Source organism: Microcoleus sp. D2_18a_B4, assembly GCF_036702475.1.
GTDB lineage: Bacteria > Cyanobacteriota > Cyanobacteriia > Cyanobacteriales > Microcoleaceae > Microcoleus.
This window is the reverse complement of sequence record NZ_JAUBTL010000041.1, coordinates 1-16550: the sequence shown is the minus strand read 5'-3', so window position 1 is coordinate 16550 and position 16550 is coordinate 1. Positions and strand designations below refer to the sequence as shown.

Below are 16550 nucleotides of genomic sequence, written 5' to 3'. Positions count from 1 at the left end.
CAAACAACCCTGTTTCTGCTCAGAATATTGGGTTGGGCAGCGAGGAATTAACGAGGAAACCGGGTTTTTGGTCCCCCGCGCGTAAGTCCCGCAGACAAATCGTTGATGAAAGGCAGTTACAGAACTTACCAAGACTATGACCAAAATCAAACTGAAAATTCTGACTGCAGCGATAATGCTACTCCCATTTTGCGCCGCACTTCCCTTACAAGCTCAAAATCTGTCTCTAGTCAAGCGGCTGCTAGAAACCAGAGGATGTCCCGGATGCGACTTATTTGGCGCTTCCTTGAGCCGTGCAGATTTGTTTGGCGCTTCCTTGAGCCGCGCCACTCTCAACAGGGCCGACTTAGTTGATGCCGACTTGACTGCGGCTGACTTAATGGAAGCTAATTTAAACAACGCCAACATGAGAAACGCCTTTTTGGCTGACGCCGACCTCAGCAAAGCTGACATGAGCAGGGCAGACATCAGGGGAGCCAATTTAGAAAATGCCAACCTCAGCGAGAGTTTTCTGCGAGACGCATCGCTCCAGTTGGCTAATTTAAAATGCAGTAATTTGAGCGCCGCTAAACTAAGTAGAACCGACCTGAGAAATGCCGATTTAAGCGGTGCAAATCTCAGGGGTGCCGACCTCCAAGAAGCCGATTTAAGCGGTGCAAATCTCAGCGGTGCAGACCTGAGAAATGCCGACTTGAGGGATGCGAGATTGAACAAAACTAATCTTACAGATGCCAATCTCTGCGGCGCCCGGATGCCGGATCGAAAAACATCTCGGCGCGGCTGCGAAGTTAAGAAAGAACAAGCTATAAGCACGAACAATTACTGCAATTATTGCTATGCCTTGAATGACTGGTGGCTGAATGTATTAAGGTTATACTAAGCGGTATCATCGGGATAACTGCTCCGCTTTAGATATCTACTGTTAGAAGTGCGAGCAGGCGGTACAGATATTAAACTAAACCTGTTACCGCCAATAGCTTTTATCTACTTTGAAGAACCTAAAAATTGGCTCAGTATTTGCAGATATTCTGCGCCCCCGATATGTGCCACATTAGTGTGACCTCCGTCAGGAACTATGTACAACTGTTTGGGCTCAGGTGCTGCATCAAACAGTTTTTTGGTCATTTCCACTGGAACTACATTGTCAGCAGTCCCGTGAATAAAGAGCACGGGCATTTGCAGGCGATCGACTTTTGAAAGAGAATCAAACCGCTGTGTCAGCAAAACATCGATCGGAAACATCCAAAACAGCCCTTTTTGGAAATTCACCATCGCCCGCGTCGAAGTAAAAGTGCCTTCTACAATTACCCCTGCCGCCTCCGGGTGACGCACGGCTAGATCGATCGCGATCGCCCCTCCCAAAGAATGACCGTAGAGATAAATTTGATTCGGGTTAATCCCCCGCTGTTTCACCAAATAATCCCAAGCAAGCTGAGCATCCTCATAAACCTGAGATTCACTCGGAAAATCGCCCTGGCTTTTTCCATAACCACGATAATCCATCACAAATACCGACAAACCTAACCCATGAAATCGATAAGCGTGTTCGACATTTGCTCCCACATTTGAACCATTGCCGTGTAGATACAAAACTACCTTCCCTAGCCCCCCCTTGTTAAGGGCGGGAACCGCAGCGAGGGCACGTTTGTCACTTTGGGGCCTAGCCAGAAACGACTCCCCCTTTCTTGCTCCACCCCTTGCTAAGGGGGGGCTGGGGGGATTTTCCGAGGCAGGAATCCACCACCCGTGCACGCTTTCCACCGCGCCTGTTTTAGTTGAAATTGGCAACCAAACATCTTGATATTTCAACTGAAAATCATCTGGCGTAGTTTCGATCGCCCGCGCAGGAAAAAAGATAAACTTACCTTGCGCTACAAAGAGGAATACACAAGCAGCAGAATAAGCAACGGCAAAAACTATCCCAAAAGCTATTAGCGATTTAGACAAAAGGAATACTAGCAGATTGTTCATAGATAGAGCACGCGGGAAATTAGAGATCGCTCAACAGCTAATGGCAAATTATTAATTCAGACAATTAGCCAAGATCGATTACTAACTTCCGCCACCGTATTCCGCCGATTTTCAAAAATTAATGCAATTCGGGGTGGTGTAAGTGCCAATTCGTAGACTGTTCGTAAGCGTGAGCCACCTGAAACAACCGAGATTCTTGCAAAACATTAGCAATCAGTTGTATACCCACGGGCAGTCCTTTATCATCAAATCCGCAGGGCAAACTCAAAGCTGGCAAACCAGCAAGATTCACGGGAATAGTCATCAAATCTGACAAATACATACTCAGGGGGTCATTGAATTTTTCGCCTGCCTTAAAAGCAGTAGTAGGAGCAGTGGGACAGACTAAAACATCAACTTGAGAAAAAGCTTTTTCAAAGTCTTCTTTAATCAAAGTCCGAACTTTTTGAGCTTTTAGATAATAGGCATCGTAATATCCAGCCGACAATACGTAAGTGCCGATCGCAATCCGGCGTTTAACTTCCGCACCGAACCCTTGAGAGCGGGTTTTGGCATACATATCCAAAAGATTATCGGTGTCTGGAGACCGGAAACCGTACTTGACTCCATCATATCGCGCCAAATTTGCCGAAGCTTCCGAGGGAGCAATAATGTAGTAAGTGGGCAAACCGTAGCGGAACCGGGGACAAGAAATGACTTGAATTTCTGCGCCCAATTGTTGAAATTGCTCGATCGCCTTAGTAACAGCGTCTTTAACCCCCGAGTCCAGCCCTACACCAAAAGTTTCTTTAATTACACCAATTCTAATCTGACCCTTCGGTCGCAAACTGGGTCTTAAAGCTTGAGCGTAGTCAGGAATTGGGACATTAAGACTCGTGGAATCTCTCGGATCATAACCGGCGATCGCCCCCAACAAAATCGCCGAATCCTCAACAGTCCGGCCAAAGGGCCCGATTTGATCGAGAGAAGAAGCATAGGCCACCAAACCGTAGCGAGAAACCAACCCATAAGTCGGTTTCAGCCCCACCAACCCGCAAAAAGCAGCAGGTTGGCGGATTGATCCCCCAGTATCCGAACCCAAACTCACGACGCATTCTCCAGCGGCTACCGCTGCGGCAGAACCGCCAGAAGACCCTCCGGGCACGCGCTCCAAGTCCCAAGGATTCGCGGTAACTTGATAAGCAGAAGTTTCCGTCGAGCTCCCCATTGCAAACTCGTCCATATTCGCCTTACCCACAATCACCGCACCGGCTGCTTGGAGTTTCGAGACGACGGTGGCATCGTAGGGAGGCACAAAATTCTCCAAAATCCGAGAGGCGCAGGTTGTGGGAACGCCCTCGGTGCACATATTATCTTTAACGGCGATCGGGATGCCGGCCAACAGGCCAATTTGCTCTCCGGCTGCGATTTGGGCATCCACTTTATGGGCCTGCGCCAATGCGCTGTCTGCCGTCACGCACAGAAAGCTTTTCAACTTCGGCTCTAGCTGGGTAATTCGGTCTAATGCTTCTTGAGTAATTTCCACAGCAGAGCGTTCTTTATTGACCAGTTGTCGGTGCAACTCGCGGATGGATGCCATGCTCGTACCTTTATCGTTTCTACTTTGAGACAATACAGTTAATATAACTGGCAATTGTACCTGCTTACAGCCCGAAGGCAAAGTCGGCTATTTTTGTGGCGAAAGTTCGATCGGGCGATCGGCTTTTTCGATCGAACGTATTAAATGCTAAAATCAGACATTAAAAACCCCTATTTATTACTCCCAAATCACCTATGCAATTAGAAGAGTATTTTAATTTCATATACCTTTTGAAGTGGATTGAGGAGTGCCGCTGCAACAATGATCTTTTGTGGCTGTGCATGGCCCAGTGCAAATCCGGTATCCACTCGACTTTTTGTGACGCTGGAGTATCCTTAAGCACATAAATTTATTTACAAGCTTTTCACAATTCATAAGGGACTGATCGCACTCATCATGGCTAAACTTGAGGAATTAAGCGAAGGGGTTAAGCTTAAAGGAATTCTACCGAACACCACAGTCACGGTAGAACGTGTCTCCAGGTGTGGAGCAGATGCTGTCACACTAATATATCGAGCTGATGACAGCGGTAATCTAGGAGATCGCGTCCTGTATCGTTCAGACGAGGCACAATTAGAACTTATCATTCAAAAATATTCTTGGCGATTCGATGCTGATGGGGCTTTATTTCGCCTAGTTTCGGAAGCCCTCCGCATTCACCTTGCCCATATATTCGATCGGTTCTTGGCTATTCATACCTCACAAGTCGAGCCGTATCCCCACCAAATCACGGCAGTTTATGAAGAAATGCTACCGCGTCAACCTTTGCGCTTCTTGCTGGCTGACGATCCAGGTGCAGGCAAAACCATCATGGCCGGGTTATTGATTAAAGAGCTAATGATGCGCGGTGATTTGCAGCGTTGTCTAATTGTTGTTCCTGGCAACTTAGTAATCCAGTGGCAACGAGAACTCCAAGAGAAATTTGAGCTAGATTTTGAAATTCTTAGTAACGACCACATCAAGACCACACTCACAGAAAACGTTTTTGAAAAAAAGCGCTTGGTCATTGCTAGGGTAGATAAATTAAAACGAGATAAATCGAGTCAAGAGAAAAAACTTCAAGAAAATATCAAGTCAATTGAATGGGATTTAATTATCTGCGATGAAGCTCACAAAATGTCTGCCTCTTTCTCCGGGGGTGAAGTGAACGAAACTAAACGTTACAAGCTTGGCAAGATCCTATCAGATAGTAAAACTACCCGCCATTTTTTATTGATGACTGCTACGCCTCATAACGGCAAAGAAGAGGATTTTCAACTGTTTATGGGGCTTCTAGACCCCGATCGCTTCGAGGGCAAGTTTCGTAATGGTGTTCATTATGCAGACACCTCTGACATGATGCGACGGATGCTAAAAGAAGACTTAGTAGATTTGGAAGGCAAGCCTCTGTTGCCAGAACGTCTATCTTACTCTTTAGCGTATCATCTATCATATTTGGAAGAGCTGCTTTATAAACAAGTGACTGAATATGTAGAGAAAGAATTCAATAGGGCTGATAAACTAGAGAAGGGACGCAAGACGAGCATCGGTTTTGCCCTAACGATTTTACAGCGACGGCTGGCTTCATCCCCAGAAGCAATTTACCAGTCTTTGCAAGGACGACGGGAGCGATTGGAAAAGAAATCGCGTCAAAAAGAAGAAGATTTACTGAAGACACTCACTTGTCTCGATTCAGAGGATTTAGAAGATTTACCAGTTGTTGAAATAGAAAATCGGGAAGATGAATTTGTAGATCAAGCTACAGCCGCTTCAACTATTGCAGAACTTATAGCTGAAATTAATAAGCTAGAAAAATTGGTACAATTGGCACAAGAAGTGCTCAAAAGTGGTACTGATACCAAATGGGAAGAGCTTTCTAAGCTATTTAAAAATAATCCAGAAATGTTTGATTCTCAGGGACAAAGGCGCAAAATTATTGTGTTTACTGAACATCGCGCTACCTTGAACTATTTGGTACGCCGTGTCAGGGGAATTATAGGCGAAAAAGCAGTTGTTACCATTCATGGCGGTATCAAACAAGAGGATCGCCAGAAAATACAATACGACTTTAACCAAAATCTTACGGTACAAGTTTTAGTGGCTAATGATGCTGCGGGTGAAGGAATTAACCTCCATGAATCTTGCCATTTAATGATTAATTATGATTTGCCCTGGAATCCCAATCGACTAGAACAGCGATTTGGACGCATTCACCGCATTGGTCAAACAGAAATCTGCCATCTCTGGAATTTGGTAGCAGTGGATACACGAGAGGGAAAAGTGTTCCAAAGGGTGCTGGAAAAATTAGAAGTGGCGCGAAAAGCATTAGGAGGTAAAGTTTTTGATGTCTTAGGAGAGGCGATCGATGGTAAACAACTAGGGGAACTTTTAATTGAGGCTATCCGCTATGGTGATAGACCAGACAAGCAAGCGCAACTAGAGCAAGCTATTGAGGACAAACTTAATCTAGAGCACCTTCAGAATATTCTAAAAAAACGGTCACTTTATCATAGCTTAATGGACACTTCTAAGCTGCGTCAAATTTATGAAAATATTGAACGCGCAGAAGTGCATAAGCTACAACCCCACTTTATAATAGACTTTTTTCTAGCAGCATTTCGGCTGCTTGGTGGTAACATACAGGGAGGTGAATCGGGACGTTATGAAGTGACGTTTATTCCAGTTAGTCTCCGCAACCCATTACCTAAGCTTTACCGTCACATTTGTTTTGAAAAAGCTCAAACTCATCTTGGGGGTCAACCATCTGCTGAGTTTATCTATCTCGGTCATCCACTCTTAAATCACACAATAGATTTAATTTTGGAACCCTATGGTGATTTATTAAAACAAGGCTGTATCCTTGTGGATGAGAATGACTTAACTGAACAAGTTCGTATTTTAGTGTACCTAGAACATTCTATTCAAGATGCTCGTAAGGACAAATCTGGCAATTTCAGAGTTGTATCTAGGCAAATGCAGTATGTAGAGATTGACTCAGAAGGTCACGCTAACAATGCAGGTTACGCACCCTATTTAGATTACCGACCTTTGCAGCAATCTGAACAATGTCTGGTATCCCAGATATTAAATATTTTGATGAATCAATCTTCCATCCTACAGAAAGGGATTGAGGAACAAGCGCGAGATTATGCCATTCAACACCTAGTTCCTCTGCATAAAGGGGAAGTGCAACAGCAGCGGACGCAGCGGATTAATAAGACAATAGAAGCTGTAAAAGAGCGACTGACTACAGAAATTAACTACTGGGAGAAGCAAGCCGAAAAATTTCGGCTAAAAATTGGGGTACAGACGAATGCACAACTCAATTACGATAATGCTCGTCGGAGAGCAGAAGAACTAAAAGCACGCCGGGAAAACCGACTCGCAGAGTTAGAGCAAGAGCGTAATATATCAGCTAAATCGCCAGTGGTTTTGGGCGGTGCATTGATTGTACCTGTGGCTTTGATCCAGCATTTGAAAGGGGAAACTCAACAAACTTCAGGTAATTTCGCTCAAGAAAAACAGCAAGTAGAGAAGCTGGCTATGGAAGCAGTGATGGCGGCGGAACGAAAACTAGGTTTTCAGCCAAGGGATGTAAGTGCTGACAAGTGCGGTTATGATATTGAATCGCGCATCCCAAGCACGAATCGGCTGCGTTTTATTGAAGTCAAAGGTCGAATTCGGGGTGCGAGTACGGTGACAGTCACGAAAAATGAAATTATCACAGCTTTGAATAAACCTGATAGTTATATCTTGGCTTTGGTGGAAGTTTCTGAGTCAACAGAATTATCTCTGAATGATTGTACTTTGCGTTATGTTCAGCGTCCATTTCAGCAAAAGCCAGATTTTGCAGTGACAAGCGTGAATTATAGCTGGCAAGAACTTTGGTGTAGAGGTCAAGGGTGTTAAACCAATATTCCATTTATACCTAAATATAGCGAAGCTTCGGTAGCTCCCGACCTAAGCCTAAGAAAGTCCACAATTAGTTTTTATCTGTCTTAAAAGCTCGCTAGCTTCACTGTCGTTAGGGTTGATACGTAGAGCTTCTTTTAGCTCTCTAATTGCTTTTATCTGGTTTAAAATATCCCTAGCTTGACTGTCGTTAGGGTTGATACGTAGAGCTTCTTTGAGATCTCTAGTTGCTGGTAAATAAGATTGCTGCTTAAAATAAGCACATCCTCGAAGCCGATAGACTAAACCATCGTGGGGATCAATACTTAAAACTTGACTATAAGATTCAATAGCAGCCACATAATTATATCGCTTAGCAAAATCAACTCCCCGTTTATAATAGCTCGCCGCACTTAACTCCGATTGTGAATATTTATTGTATATAACTTCTTTTTTGGGTTTAACTTTTTCAGATGGTTTAGAAGCAGATTGAGTAGGTGTTAATCGAGAGGGTTGTTGAGTGAAAGCTTGCCCAAGTAACCTTTTAAATTCAGGCTCAGCGAGTAGCTCTAGTTGAGCAGGATCTTCTAATGTAACTTGAGTAAAGCAACGTTTTTTAGCTTGATAAATATCCAAAAGACCAGTAATTTTTATAAATTGACCTTTCCAAGTTTTTAATTCTTCTGGTTTTATTCCTTGAATTTGGGCTAATTTATCCAAACCTTGTCCCGAAATTACTATCCTAAAACTACCCTCTTTGCAGCTTGAAGATGTAGGATTAGCAAAATTAAGAGAAAAAGACTGAGGATGATTATTTGGAATATTATGAATCGTGCTGAATGCTCGACCTACAACGGTAATTGTTTTTCCCTTTTGCTTCAGCAACTCTGGTACATGATCGGCTGCAAAAACTTTTGATTGTGAGGGTGCTACAGTAGCAGTAGGCTGTATTTTGACTCTGGGAACACCCGGAAAAATATCGAATCCGAGTTGGGTCGCCCGATCGCACCAATAGCATTTACCATAACTTTTGCTGTAGTAATGGTTGGTAATCTGGTCACACTCGGTTAAATCAGCGATCGCAACTTCCAGTGCTTTCTTCCACTCCCTAGCAGTAGGTCGCAAATGTGGTTTTGTATGCCCATCATTAAAGCATCTGAGAAAGCATCGCTGAATCTCAGGATGCACAATATTTAAGGGGATTGTCAATGGCCCAGGCTGGATCAAACTGTTTGGGGCATAAGGCCAAAATCCTTGACGAATTAGTTCACTCGGTGCCGGCGAATCTCCTTCTTTTACCCATTTTCCTTTAAAGGGCTCAGCGCCAAACAGCAACAGGTAAACAATTACTGCCAATCGAAAACGGTCGTGGACTTCTGTTTGATCTGTAATATGAAAATCTTTTTCTAACAGTTCTACAGGGGTGAAGCCTTCTGTACCCACCAGGCAGCGATACACCTCATCTGTATTAGGATGGCGAACCTGAAAAGAATCTGTATCAATAATCGAAGGTAAAGTACGATTATTAACCAGAATATTTTGTGGTTTAATGTCACCTAAGACATAGCCTTTGACATGAATTAATTGAATAAATGAGGCGATATTTAGCGCTGTCGTGTAGAGGAAATCCCAATTAACCTCAAGCTTCAGATCCTTACGACGCTTTGGACTATACACATCTAGTAATTCTTTTGCATCTTTGATCTCTGGCATTAAAAAGCCTAACACTGAACCATTCCGATCTGTCAGTAGTTCCTGGGGCCAAGCAAAAGAAATATGATTGAGATGTGAGTTAAGCTCTGTGGGTGGGTTCGCTACCATGACTTCCAGCTTCTTAACGCGCTCGTGGTGTGAAGAGTGATAAATCTTGGCGAGATAGCCATTGCGATCTGTTTTCCAAACGGTTCCTTCACCACTGCTGGCTATTTGTTCAACTAGAGCGATCGATTGACCTGTACTGGCACAAATAAGAACTGTCATTTCACTTTACTATCGTCATAGAGGCACAAAAGCAAGGTTTTATCGTCGTCAGTTTTAGCATTTAGCCTTTCAGAGTCAAGAAAATTTCTAATATATTCGTCTTCCTGCTCTGGATGACTGGTTTCTACCATATATTCTTCTAGTGGCTGGAAAAAAGGGGGGAAAGGTGTCCAGTCACTCATCCGAATCGCTACTCGCTCCAGTCCATCTGTTGATGCACAAATGAACTTTTGCTGACCTGGTAGAACACGCACACGCATATCATTTAAGGCATTTGCCGAGGTTACAAATGTTGTCTCATTGATGAATTCTCCTTTATCTGGGGTAAAAAGTAGTTGATCTTCTCCTTCCCGAAGACGCACCACTATGAATCCATCTCCAATCTGCATGGCAGCAACCCAATTCGGAGTAGCCAAAAATACTAATAAAGTACAAGCCAAGTCATTAATAGAGTAGCCGCCACTGACTGCTTGTTTTTGTAAAGCTTCTACGACTTTCTTAAGAGTATTGGCAAATATTTTTCTAGCTTGCTGGTCAGAGAGGGGTTGAGCGTACCAGTGCAGTTGCCAGGTGTAGCTGCGTAGCTGTAAGAGTTCATTAAGTGCTGTCTTGACAGTCAATTTGGCACCAACATCAGAATGTTTGGCGCTGCCAGCCCCATCCGCAACAGCCCCCAAGATCCCCTTGTGGGATCTCGAAAAATCTCCGTAATCTTGGCAGGGTAGCTGCTGTTTTTTGTGGCTCGTTCCTGTTGCCGAACGTGCGATCGCTTTCCAATCCACAAAATATCCTCAGTATCTAGGTAGTAATTTGACCCCATCCGACAGGTGGCAACGCCACAGCCCCTCCTATCTTGTCACTAGAAACCCGTTTCATTGAGGTACTCAGCCACACAAACAGAGAGCGAAAATCTAGACCATTGAGCATTATAGGTGGACGTTCTGGCGGGGCAATTTGTGCGAGAATTTTCGTATCTGCGCCTTGCACGCCAACGGCAAAGAAACAGAGTCGGCGCTTTGCCTCATCCTCCTGTACGCGCTGCGCTGCCAATGGCCAGCAGGTGTCAGTCGGCGCTCCATCTGTAATTAAGAAGATCCAAGGGCGATAATACTGAATACCGTTGGCTTTGTAAGTCTCCTTGCGGGCTTCGAGTCGATCCAAAGCGCAATCAATAGCCTCACCTATTGGAGTTTTGCCACTAGCTTCCAGTCGTGGCGGTGTGAAGTGGTCAATGGTTGCGAAATCTTGGATCAGACGCACTGGGCCGAAGGTGATTATCGCTACCTCGACACTCAGGGAGGCTTTCGTATCTTTCAGTACGTCCTCCTTAAAAGCTGCAATCCCTCGATTCAACTCCTGAATCCGCTCTCCCGCCATAGAGCCAGATGTATCGAGCAACAGGAGGACTGGACAGCGATTTTCCGGGTTCTCAACAAATTCAGGCAATCCTACAGGCATCCACTACCCCCAGTAGAACAAAATTAGTGATAGTTTCATTCTACAGGAAGAAGACCTCGGCTAATAAGCTGCTATGTATCTAATTTGACAGTCAATTTGTATGAGATTCTTGTGGGATGGGCAGGATGCCCATCTCTGTATTCGATTTATATGCGATTCAGCTTATCTACCCCTCTAAGCTAGGAGTACGTTCATCGACTAAAGTTTCCAAGAAAGTTCTAGTTTATACCACCTAAACATATTACCAGCCCACAAAAATAGAACAGCCGCAGTGCCTATCCCCACCCCGACCGGGGTGGGGATAGGCACGGTTAATATTTGTCAATCCGCGTCCAGCCGCCGACCTCTGCGCTAAAAAACGCTAGGTATTTGCCGCCACGATCCCCAGGAAAATAATTTCATCCGGAATTATCCCCAAAACCAAAGATATATGGTAAGAAGTTCCCGATGCCCCGTTGGAGGAATGCCACCTAAAGCTCACTTAGAATCCCACCTGACGGCAGAGGAACTCAAAATTCGCTACCGGCAGGCACAAAACACCACAGAGTCGCGCCGCTGGCACTTGCTGCTGTTAGTGTCCCGAAATTGGACTATCAAACAAGCAGCCCAAGTCGTAGGCCTCAACTACGACTACGCCAAAGAAATTGTCCAGCGCTATAACCGAGAAGGGCCTAACTCTGTCAGGAACCGCAGCGGAGACCGCCAGCCCCCTCCTGCGAAATCCTTGCTGAATCCTGAACAGCAAGAAGAACTGCGACAAGCCCTGCTAGGCCCTGCCCCCGACGGCGGAGACTGGACAGGCCCCAAAGTCGCTCACTGGATTGCCGAAAAAATCGGTAGCGATCATGTCTGGCCCCAACGCGGCTGGGATTACCTCAAGCGGTTGGGTGCTGACTGGCGACGGCGGCGCAGAAAGTAGATAGTTCCCAATATTTAGAGGGGGTTGATTGCCTTCGTGCGATCGCTCCCTTTATTTTAGTTATCTTGCCACATTGGCGCGAGCGAACTATTTTAGATTTTAGATTTTAGATTGAAGAAAAAATCCCAAATCTCAAATCTCCAATCTAAAACCGTTTGACTGATGTAACAATAGCTGCTTATATAGAATTTGGTTGTGTTGAGGATGTTAAATATGCCAGAGATTAGGCGTTTTTTGTCGATCGCCAACAAGATGGTGGCAGTAGTAGCCGGCATTGGACTGGTTCAGATGTTAACCATCGCAAGTTCATTCTCTCAATCATCTAACCCGCGTTCCCTAGACGAACTCTACAAAATTCGCGATGGGCTAATCGCCGAATTAGAACAACCCTCCTCTCCCTCCCCAGAACCAAGCATCCTTTCCGGCTTAGTTCCCTTCGCAGCCAATCCTCAAGAACAACTGCTACAGCAGTTGCAAGCAGTAGAAGCTCAAATATTAGTAGAACAGAGGGCTAAGGACAACTTACAGCAAGCAGTCCGTTTAGCCAACAGAGCCGTAGAAACTAAAGGGCAGCCAAATAAGTCGATCGAATCTTCGCAGCAAACTCAATTTTTCTGGCATCAAGCCCTCAACAACTTGCAGGAAGTTCCTCAAAATTCATTTTTAGCTTCCGTCACTGCCTCAAAAACTCAAGAATACCGGGAAAATTTAACAGCAGCAACCTTTCAAGTGCAGCAAGCAAAATCTGATTTGTTGGGTGCGCTTGCCAGGGAAAGCGGTTTGTCGGCTCAAGCTTCGATCGGCATTTGCAACCTTTCTAGAGAATGCGTAAACCTCCGGGGCGATGTGCCTCCTGTCAGTCCGGCCAGCTTAATTAAATTGCCGATTGCTGTCGCCCTGATGCAAAAAGTCGAAAAAGAAAAAATTAGTCTGAACCAGGAAGTATTAGTCACTCGCGGTAATTTCACCGAAGACGCATCGGCAAAGATTAGGTCTAATCGCAATTACCCGCTACAGCTACTGTTAGAAGAAATGATCTATCGCAGCAGCAATATCGCCACCAATCAACTAATCGATTATTTAGGTTCGGATTACATCAATCAATATTTAGATAATAGCGGCTACGAAGTCACCCGCGTCAACTTCAAATTGATGGGGGAGAGAATTATGCCCTCCAACCCCGGTTCGGGTCGCAACCGCCTGACTGCTAACGAACTCACCGAAATGATGGTGCAAATTTACAACGGCGAAACACCCGGTGCTAAACTGTTAATAGAAACTCTCAACCGCCAGTACGATCACGCTCTGGGATTTGCCGCGTTAAAAGGAACTAAAGCTCAGTGGTTGGGCGAAAAAACCGGCCAAAATTCGCGAGTGCTCGGCACAACTTTAGCGATGAGCATTGACGACGAGGCCTATGTGATTACTGTGATTGACAGCCGCAGCGGCGAGCTACAAATGCGCCAGTCTATTTCTAAAATTGCCGATTACATGGTCCGAAACCCCAGCTTTTGACCGCTGGAATATACAATTTATAGCGGGGGACAACGCACCGCCCAAACAGTTAAAAAATGCCGCATCAACAACTCAGTGTTTCCGTCAAAGGCAAAGGATTTCCTATTCTTTGCTTGCACGGCCATCCAGGTTCCGGCGATTGTATGTCGGTCTTTACAGAACACCTATCAAAGCGGTTCCAAACGATCGCCCCAGACTTGCGCGGATACGGCAACAGCCGCACCTCAACTTTCTTTGAAATGACCGATCATCTGGTCGATTTAGAAGCACTATTAGACAGATTAGGAGTCGATCGGTGTTTGGTGATCGGATGGTCTTTGGGAGGGATTTTAGCTCTGGAATTAGCCATGAAATATCCCCAGCGAGTCACCGGTTTGATTTTACTTGCATCCGCAGCCAAACCGCGAGGAAGTCATCCTCCCATCTCTTGGCAAGATAACCTTTACACCGGTTTAGCCGGAATTATAAATTGGGTGATACCGGGTTGGCAGTGGAATATTGATACTTTTGCTAGGCGATCGCTCTTTCGCTACTTGATACAGCAGCATACAGCCACCCCTTACCGCTACTTAGCACAGGCAGGTACCCCCGCCTACCTAAAGACTTCCAACACGGCCACCAAGGCGTTAAATACCGCTCTGAGGGCTGGATACGATCGACTGCTGCACCTGGGCGACATTCATTGTCCCAGCTTGGTGTTGGCCGGAGAGGGCGATCGGCACATCACCTCAGCATCCAGTTTAGAAACTGCCCGCCACCTCCACGACTGTCAGTGGCAGTGTTATCCAAATACAGCGCACTTGTTCCCTTGGGAAATTCCCGATCGGGTAATCGCAGACATCGATCGTTGGATTGAGAGTCACCCCGAAGCAGTTGGCAATTGCGACTGTTGAGTTTTGAGTTTGTCACAAGCAATTTATCACCCAACACTCAAGAGTTTTGAAGTTATAACTCACAACTCAAAACCGCACAGCGTTGCGAGGGAAGCGTAGCCCTCTCAAAACTCAAAATTCCCCCTGCTTCTACTGACTGCTCAAAACCGGCCACAGCCCTCCATCACCAAGCTTTCCCAAATCTTCTGCAACTGTCAAAGTAATTGGTTTGCAGCGGTGAATCGAAACACTAACACCTTCTGCCCCTTCATTTTCTATGTCTTCTACATATCCTGCTTTTGCAGTTGCCGCCTCTCCCTGGGTTAAGAACGGGCCAAAATAGTAAATGCACCGCGGCGCTGAAGTTTTAACTTCAACCCACCAAGCCAATCCGAAAAAATTGAGCAAGCTAATCAAGAATTCTTTCATGTGCTTTTCTAATGTATTTGACGGTGTTTTCAGGGTGCTGCGAACACGCCTAGGCTTTTGGTATTTACACGAGGCTGACTGCTACCAAGAACCGATCCAAACCTATTTAAATATATCTAAATAGATTGGTGTCGAATTCCTGTTTGAACCTAGGGGGCTGGCCCCTTCTACTTTCGCCTGAACAAGTAACGACAGTCGATCGGCTATCCTTACTTGTTCCGGGTGTGGTGCTGCTCAATTCTGGGCAGCATTCACAATAAACTACTCTGTTGTGCTCTTTTTTTCAAGCACCTTTACGATCCGTGTACGTGAAACTTTTTGGGCCCGCGCTGACGGTAAATTTCGTATAAAGCCATCCCCGTTGCTACCGAGACATTCAGGCTAGGAGTATGGCCCCTTAAAGGAATTGAAACTAATCCGTCACATCCGCGCTGTATCAAAAGGCTCAAACCGTCAGCTTCACCACCCACCACTAAAACAGTGGGCCCGGAGAACTTGACTGTCTCTATAGATTGACCGACGCCTGCTGCAGTGCCATAAATCCAGAATCCAGCCTCTTTGAGTTCTTCCAGCGCCCGGTTAAGATTGACAACCCTCGCCACGGGCAGGCTTTCCAATGCCCCTGCTGCCACTTTTCTCACTGCTGAGGTAATCCCAACAGCCCGTCGCTGCGGAATCACCATGCCCTGAGATCCCAATGCTTCTGCGGTGCGAATAATCGCCCCTAGATTGTGCGGGTCGTTGAGTCCTTCTGCTACCACAATTACTGGATCTTCGCAAGCCGACTTAGCCTTTGCGATCAGTTCGCTCAAATCCAGGTATTCGTAGGCTGATACTTGAGCAGCTACGCCTTGGTGGTTTGCTTTGCGCGTGATGTAGTCGAGGCGCAAATCGTCAACTTCGTCAATGATGCTGCCGTTGGCTTTGGCTTCGGTTAGCAAGCTGTGAAAGCGGGGATCGTAGCGCAGGTGGGGAACAACCCAGATCCGGTTGAGGACTTGGTTTGTTTCTAAAGCTGCTTGCACCGCATGGCGGCCGTAAATCATGTCGTCTGTGTCTGCGTCTGGTTGCACGACTGTATTTGAGGCAGTGTCAACAGGGCGAGTGTCTCTGTCTTTGTCTCTGTCTCTGAAATGGTTGCCCCGGAATTCCTGCGGGCTATTGTCTTTGTCTCTGTCTTTGTAATAATTGCCCCTCGATTCCTGCGGACTGCTGTCTCTGTTTCTGTCTCGGAAATTGTTGCGGGCCGGCTGCGGGCTGCTGTCTCTGTCTCTGTCTCGGAAATTGTTGCGGACCGGCTGCGGGCTGCTGTCTCTGTCTCTGTCTCGGAAATTGTTGCGGGCCGGCTGCGGGCTGCTGTCTCTGTCTCTGTCTCGGAAATTGTTGCGGGCCGGCTGCGGGCTGCTATCTCTGTCTCTGTCTTGGTAATAATTGCCGCGGGATTCCTGCGGGCTGCTGTCTCTGTCTTTGAAATGATTATTTCTGCGAATTTCCGGTTGGCTGTCGGAATCGACTCTCCGTTTGAAAATTGCTCGCACGGGCATTTCTCGCGATTGCGGGGCGAAGGTCGATCGCTTTTGAGGCGCGTCTACTCCGCGAGTGTCGGGACGGGGCTTGCGTTCAAAGCGGGGAGAGGATGGTTGTGAGTCCTGACGGCGGCCTTCGCTTTTGAATGGCTTGCTGTCGGAATTCGATCGCGAAAAGTTGGGTTTGGTAAATTTTCTCATTGGTTTCTTGTGGTCAAAAGGTTTTGGCTGAAGGCTAGTCGATTGTAGATTGTAGATGTGAGATTCTTGATTGAGGGAGCAATCTTTGGGCTTTGAGATTTGAGATAGTCTAGCGAGGGAGCAAGGATTTTGCTCTGTTCAAGTAGCTAGTTATTGACATACTCACCGCCCTAAAAGTGCGGTGATTCTTGACACTTCACTGACTGACGCAACCGAAGTCGTCTTACTCT

Annotated in this window: 12 protein-coding genes; 5 read left to right on the top strand and 7 right to left on the bottom strand. The window is 46.0% G+C overall.

From position 1 onward, the window contains the following. Nucleotides 1-136: 136 nt before the first annotated feature. Nucleotides 137-880: a pentapeptide repeat-containing protein gene (locus QUB04_RS21535; protein WP_333287463.1), complete on the top strand. Its 744-nt coding sequence runs from the start codon at nt 137-139 to the stop codon at nt 878-880. Nucleotides 881-984: 104 nt separating this feature from the next. Here the strand turns inward: QUB04_RS21535 and QUB04_RS21530 are convergent, their stop codons facing one another. Together QUB04_RS21530 and gatA are read right to left on the bottom strand one after the other, a co-directional pair. After that, nucleotides 985-1971, bottom strand: coding sequence for an alpha/beta fold hydrolase (locus QUB04_RS21530; RefSeq protein WP_333287461.1), 987 nt, complete (start codon nt 1969-1971; stop codon nt 985-987). A 118-nt stretch (nt 1972-2089) separates the two neighbouring features. Beyond that, the gene (gene gatA / locus QUB04_RS21525) at nt 2090-3550 is read right to left on the bottom strand and encodes an Asp-tRNA(Asn)/Glu-tRNA(Gln) amidotransferase subunit GatA (protein ID WP_333287459.1); all 1461 of its coding nucleotides are present in this window, start codon (nt 3548-3550) and stop codon (nt 2090-2092) included. 396 nt (nt 3551-3946) lie between these two features. Between gatA and QUB04_RS21520 the strand changes: the two genes are divergently transcribed. Beyond that, entirely contained in the window at nt 3947-7438 is a 3492-nt protein-coding gene (locus QUB04_RS21520; RefSeq protein ID WP_333287457.1) for a helicase-related protein, read from the top strand. A 57-nt stretch (nt 7439-7495) separates the two neighbouring features. Here the strand turns inward: QUB04_RS21520 and QUB04_RS21515 are convergent, their stop codons facing one another. Genes QUB04_RS21515 through QUB04_RS21505 form a run of 3 tightly spaced genes read right to left on the bottom strand, consistent with a single transcriptional unit; the run spans nt 7496 to nt 10858 of the window. Continuing rightward, nucleotides 7496-9400, bottom strand: a complete 1905-nt coding sequence (locus QUB04_RS21515) for a protein kinase domain-containing protein (protein WP_333287455.1) — start codon at nt 9398-9400, stop codon at nt 7496-7498. After that, a complete protein-coding gene (locus QUB04_RS21510; RefSeq protein WP_333287453.1) occupies nt 9397-10182 on the bottom strand; it encodes a PP2C family serine/threonine-protein phosphatase in 786 nt (261 codons plus the stop codon). Before QUB04_RS21510 ends, QUB04_RS21515 begins: the two co-directional genes overlap by 4 nt. Before the next feature lie 16 nt (nt 10183-10198). Next, the gene (locus QUB04_RS21505) at nt 10199-10858 is read right to left on the bottom strand and encodes a VWA domain-containing protein (RefSeq protein ID WP_333287451.1); all 660 of its coding nucleotides are present in this window, start codon (nt 10856-10858) and stop codon (nt 10199-10201) included. A gap of 463 nt (nt 10859-11321) precedes the next feature. Here QUB04_RS21505 and QUB04_RS21500 point away from each other — a divergent pair, with 463 nt between their 5' ends. From QUB04_RS21500 to QUB04_RS21490, 3 genes are all read left to right on the top strand, one after another. Then, complete coding sequence (locus QUB04_RS21500; RefSeq protein ID WP_333287548.1) at nt 11322-11777, top strand: helix-turn-helix domain-containing protein; 456 nt, start codon at nt 11322-11324, stop codon at nt 11775-11777. Between the two features lie 213 nt (nt 11778-11990). Beyond that, a complete protein-coding gene (locus tag QUB04_RS21495) occupies nt 11991-13292 on the top strand; it encodes a serine hydrolase (protein WP_333287449.1) in 1302 nt (433 codons plus the stop codon). A 56-nt stretch (nt 13293-13348) separates the two neighbouring features. Beyond that, nucleotides 13349-14185 carry an alpha/beta hydrolase gene (locus QUB04_RS21490; protein ID WP_333287447.1) on the top strand — a complete coding sequence of 279 codons (837 nt, stop codon included), beginning with the start codon at nt 13349-13351 and terminating at the stop codon, nt 14183-14185. 129 nt (nt 14186-14314) lie between these two features. Here QUB04_RS21490 and QUB04_RS21485 read toward each other — a convergent pair whose 3' ends face one another. Continuing rightward, the gene (locus tag QUB04_RS21485) at nt 14315-14593 is read right to left on the bottom strand and encodes a DUF1816 domain-containing protein (protein WP_333141415.1); all 279 of its coding nucleotides are present in this window, start codon (nt 14591-14593) and stop codon (nt 14315-14317) included. A 293-nt stretch (nt 14594-14886) separates the two neighbouring features. Then, a complete protein-coding gene (gene rlmB, locus QUB04_RS21480) occupies nt 14887-16320 on the bottom strand; it encodes a 23S rRNA (guanosine(2251)-2'-O)-methyltransferase RlmB (RefSeq protein WP_333141417.1) in 1434 nt (477 codons plus the stop codon). Between the last annotated feature and the right edge of the window lie 230 nt (nt 16321-16550).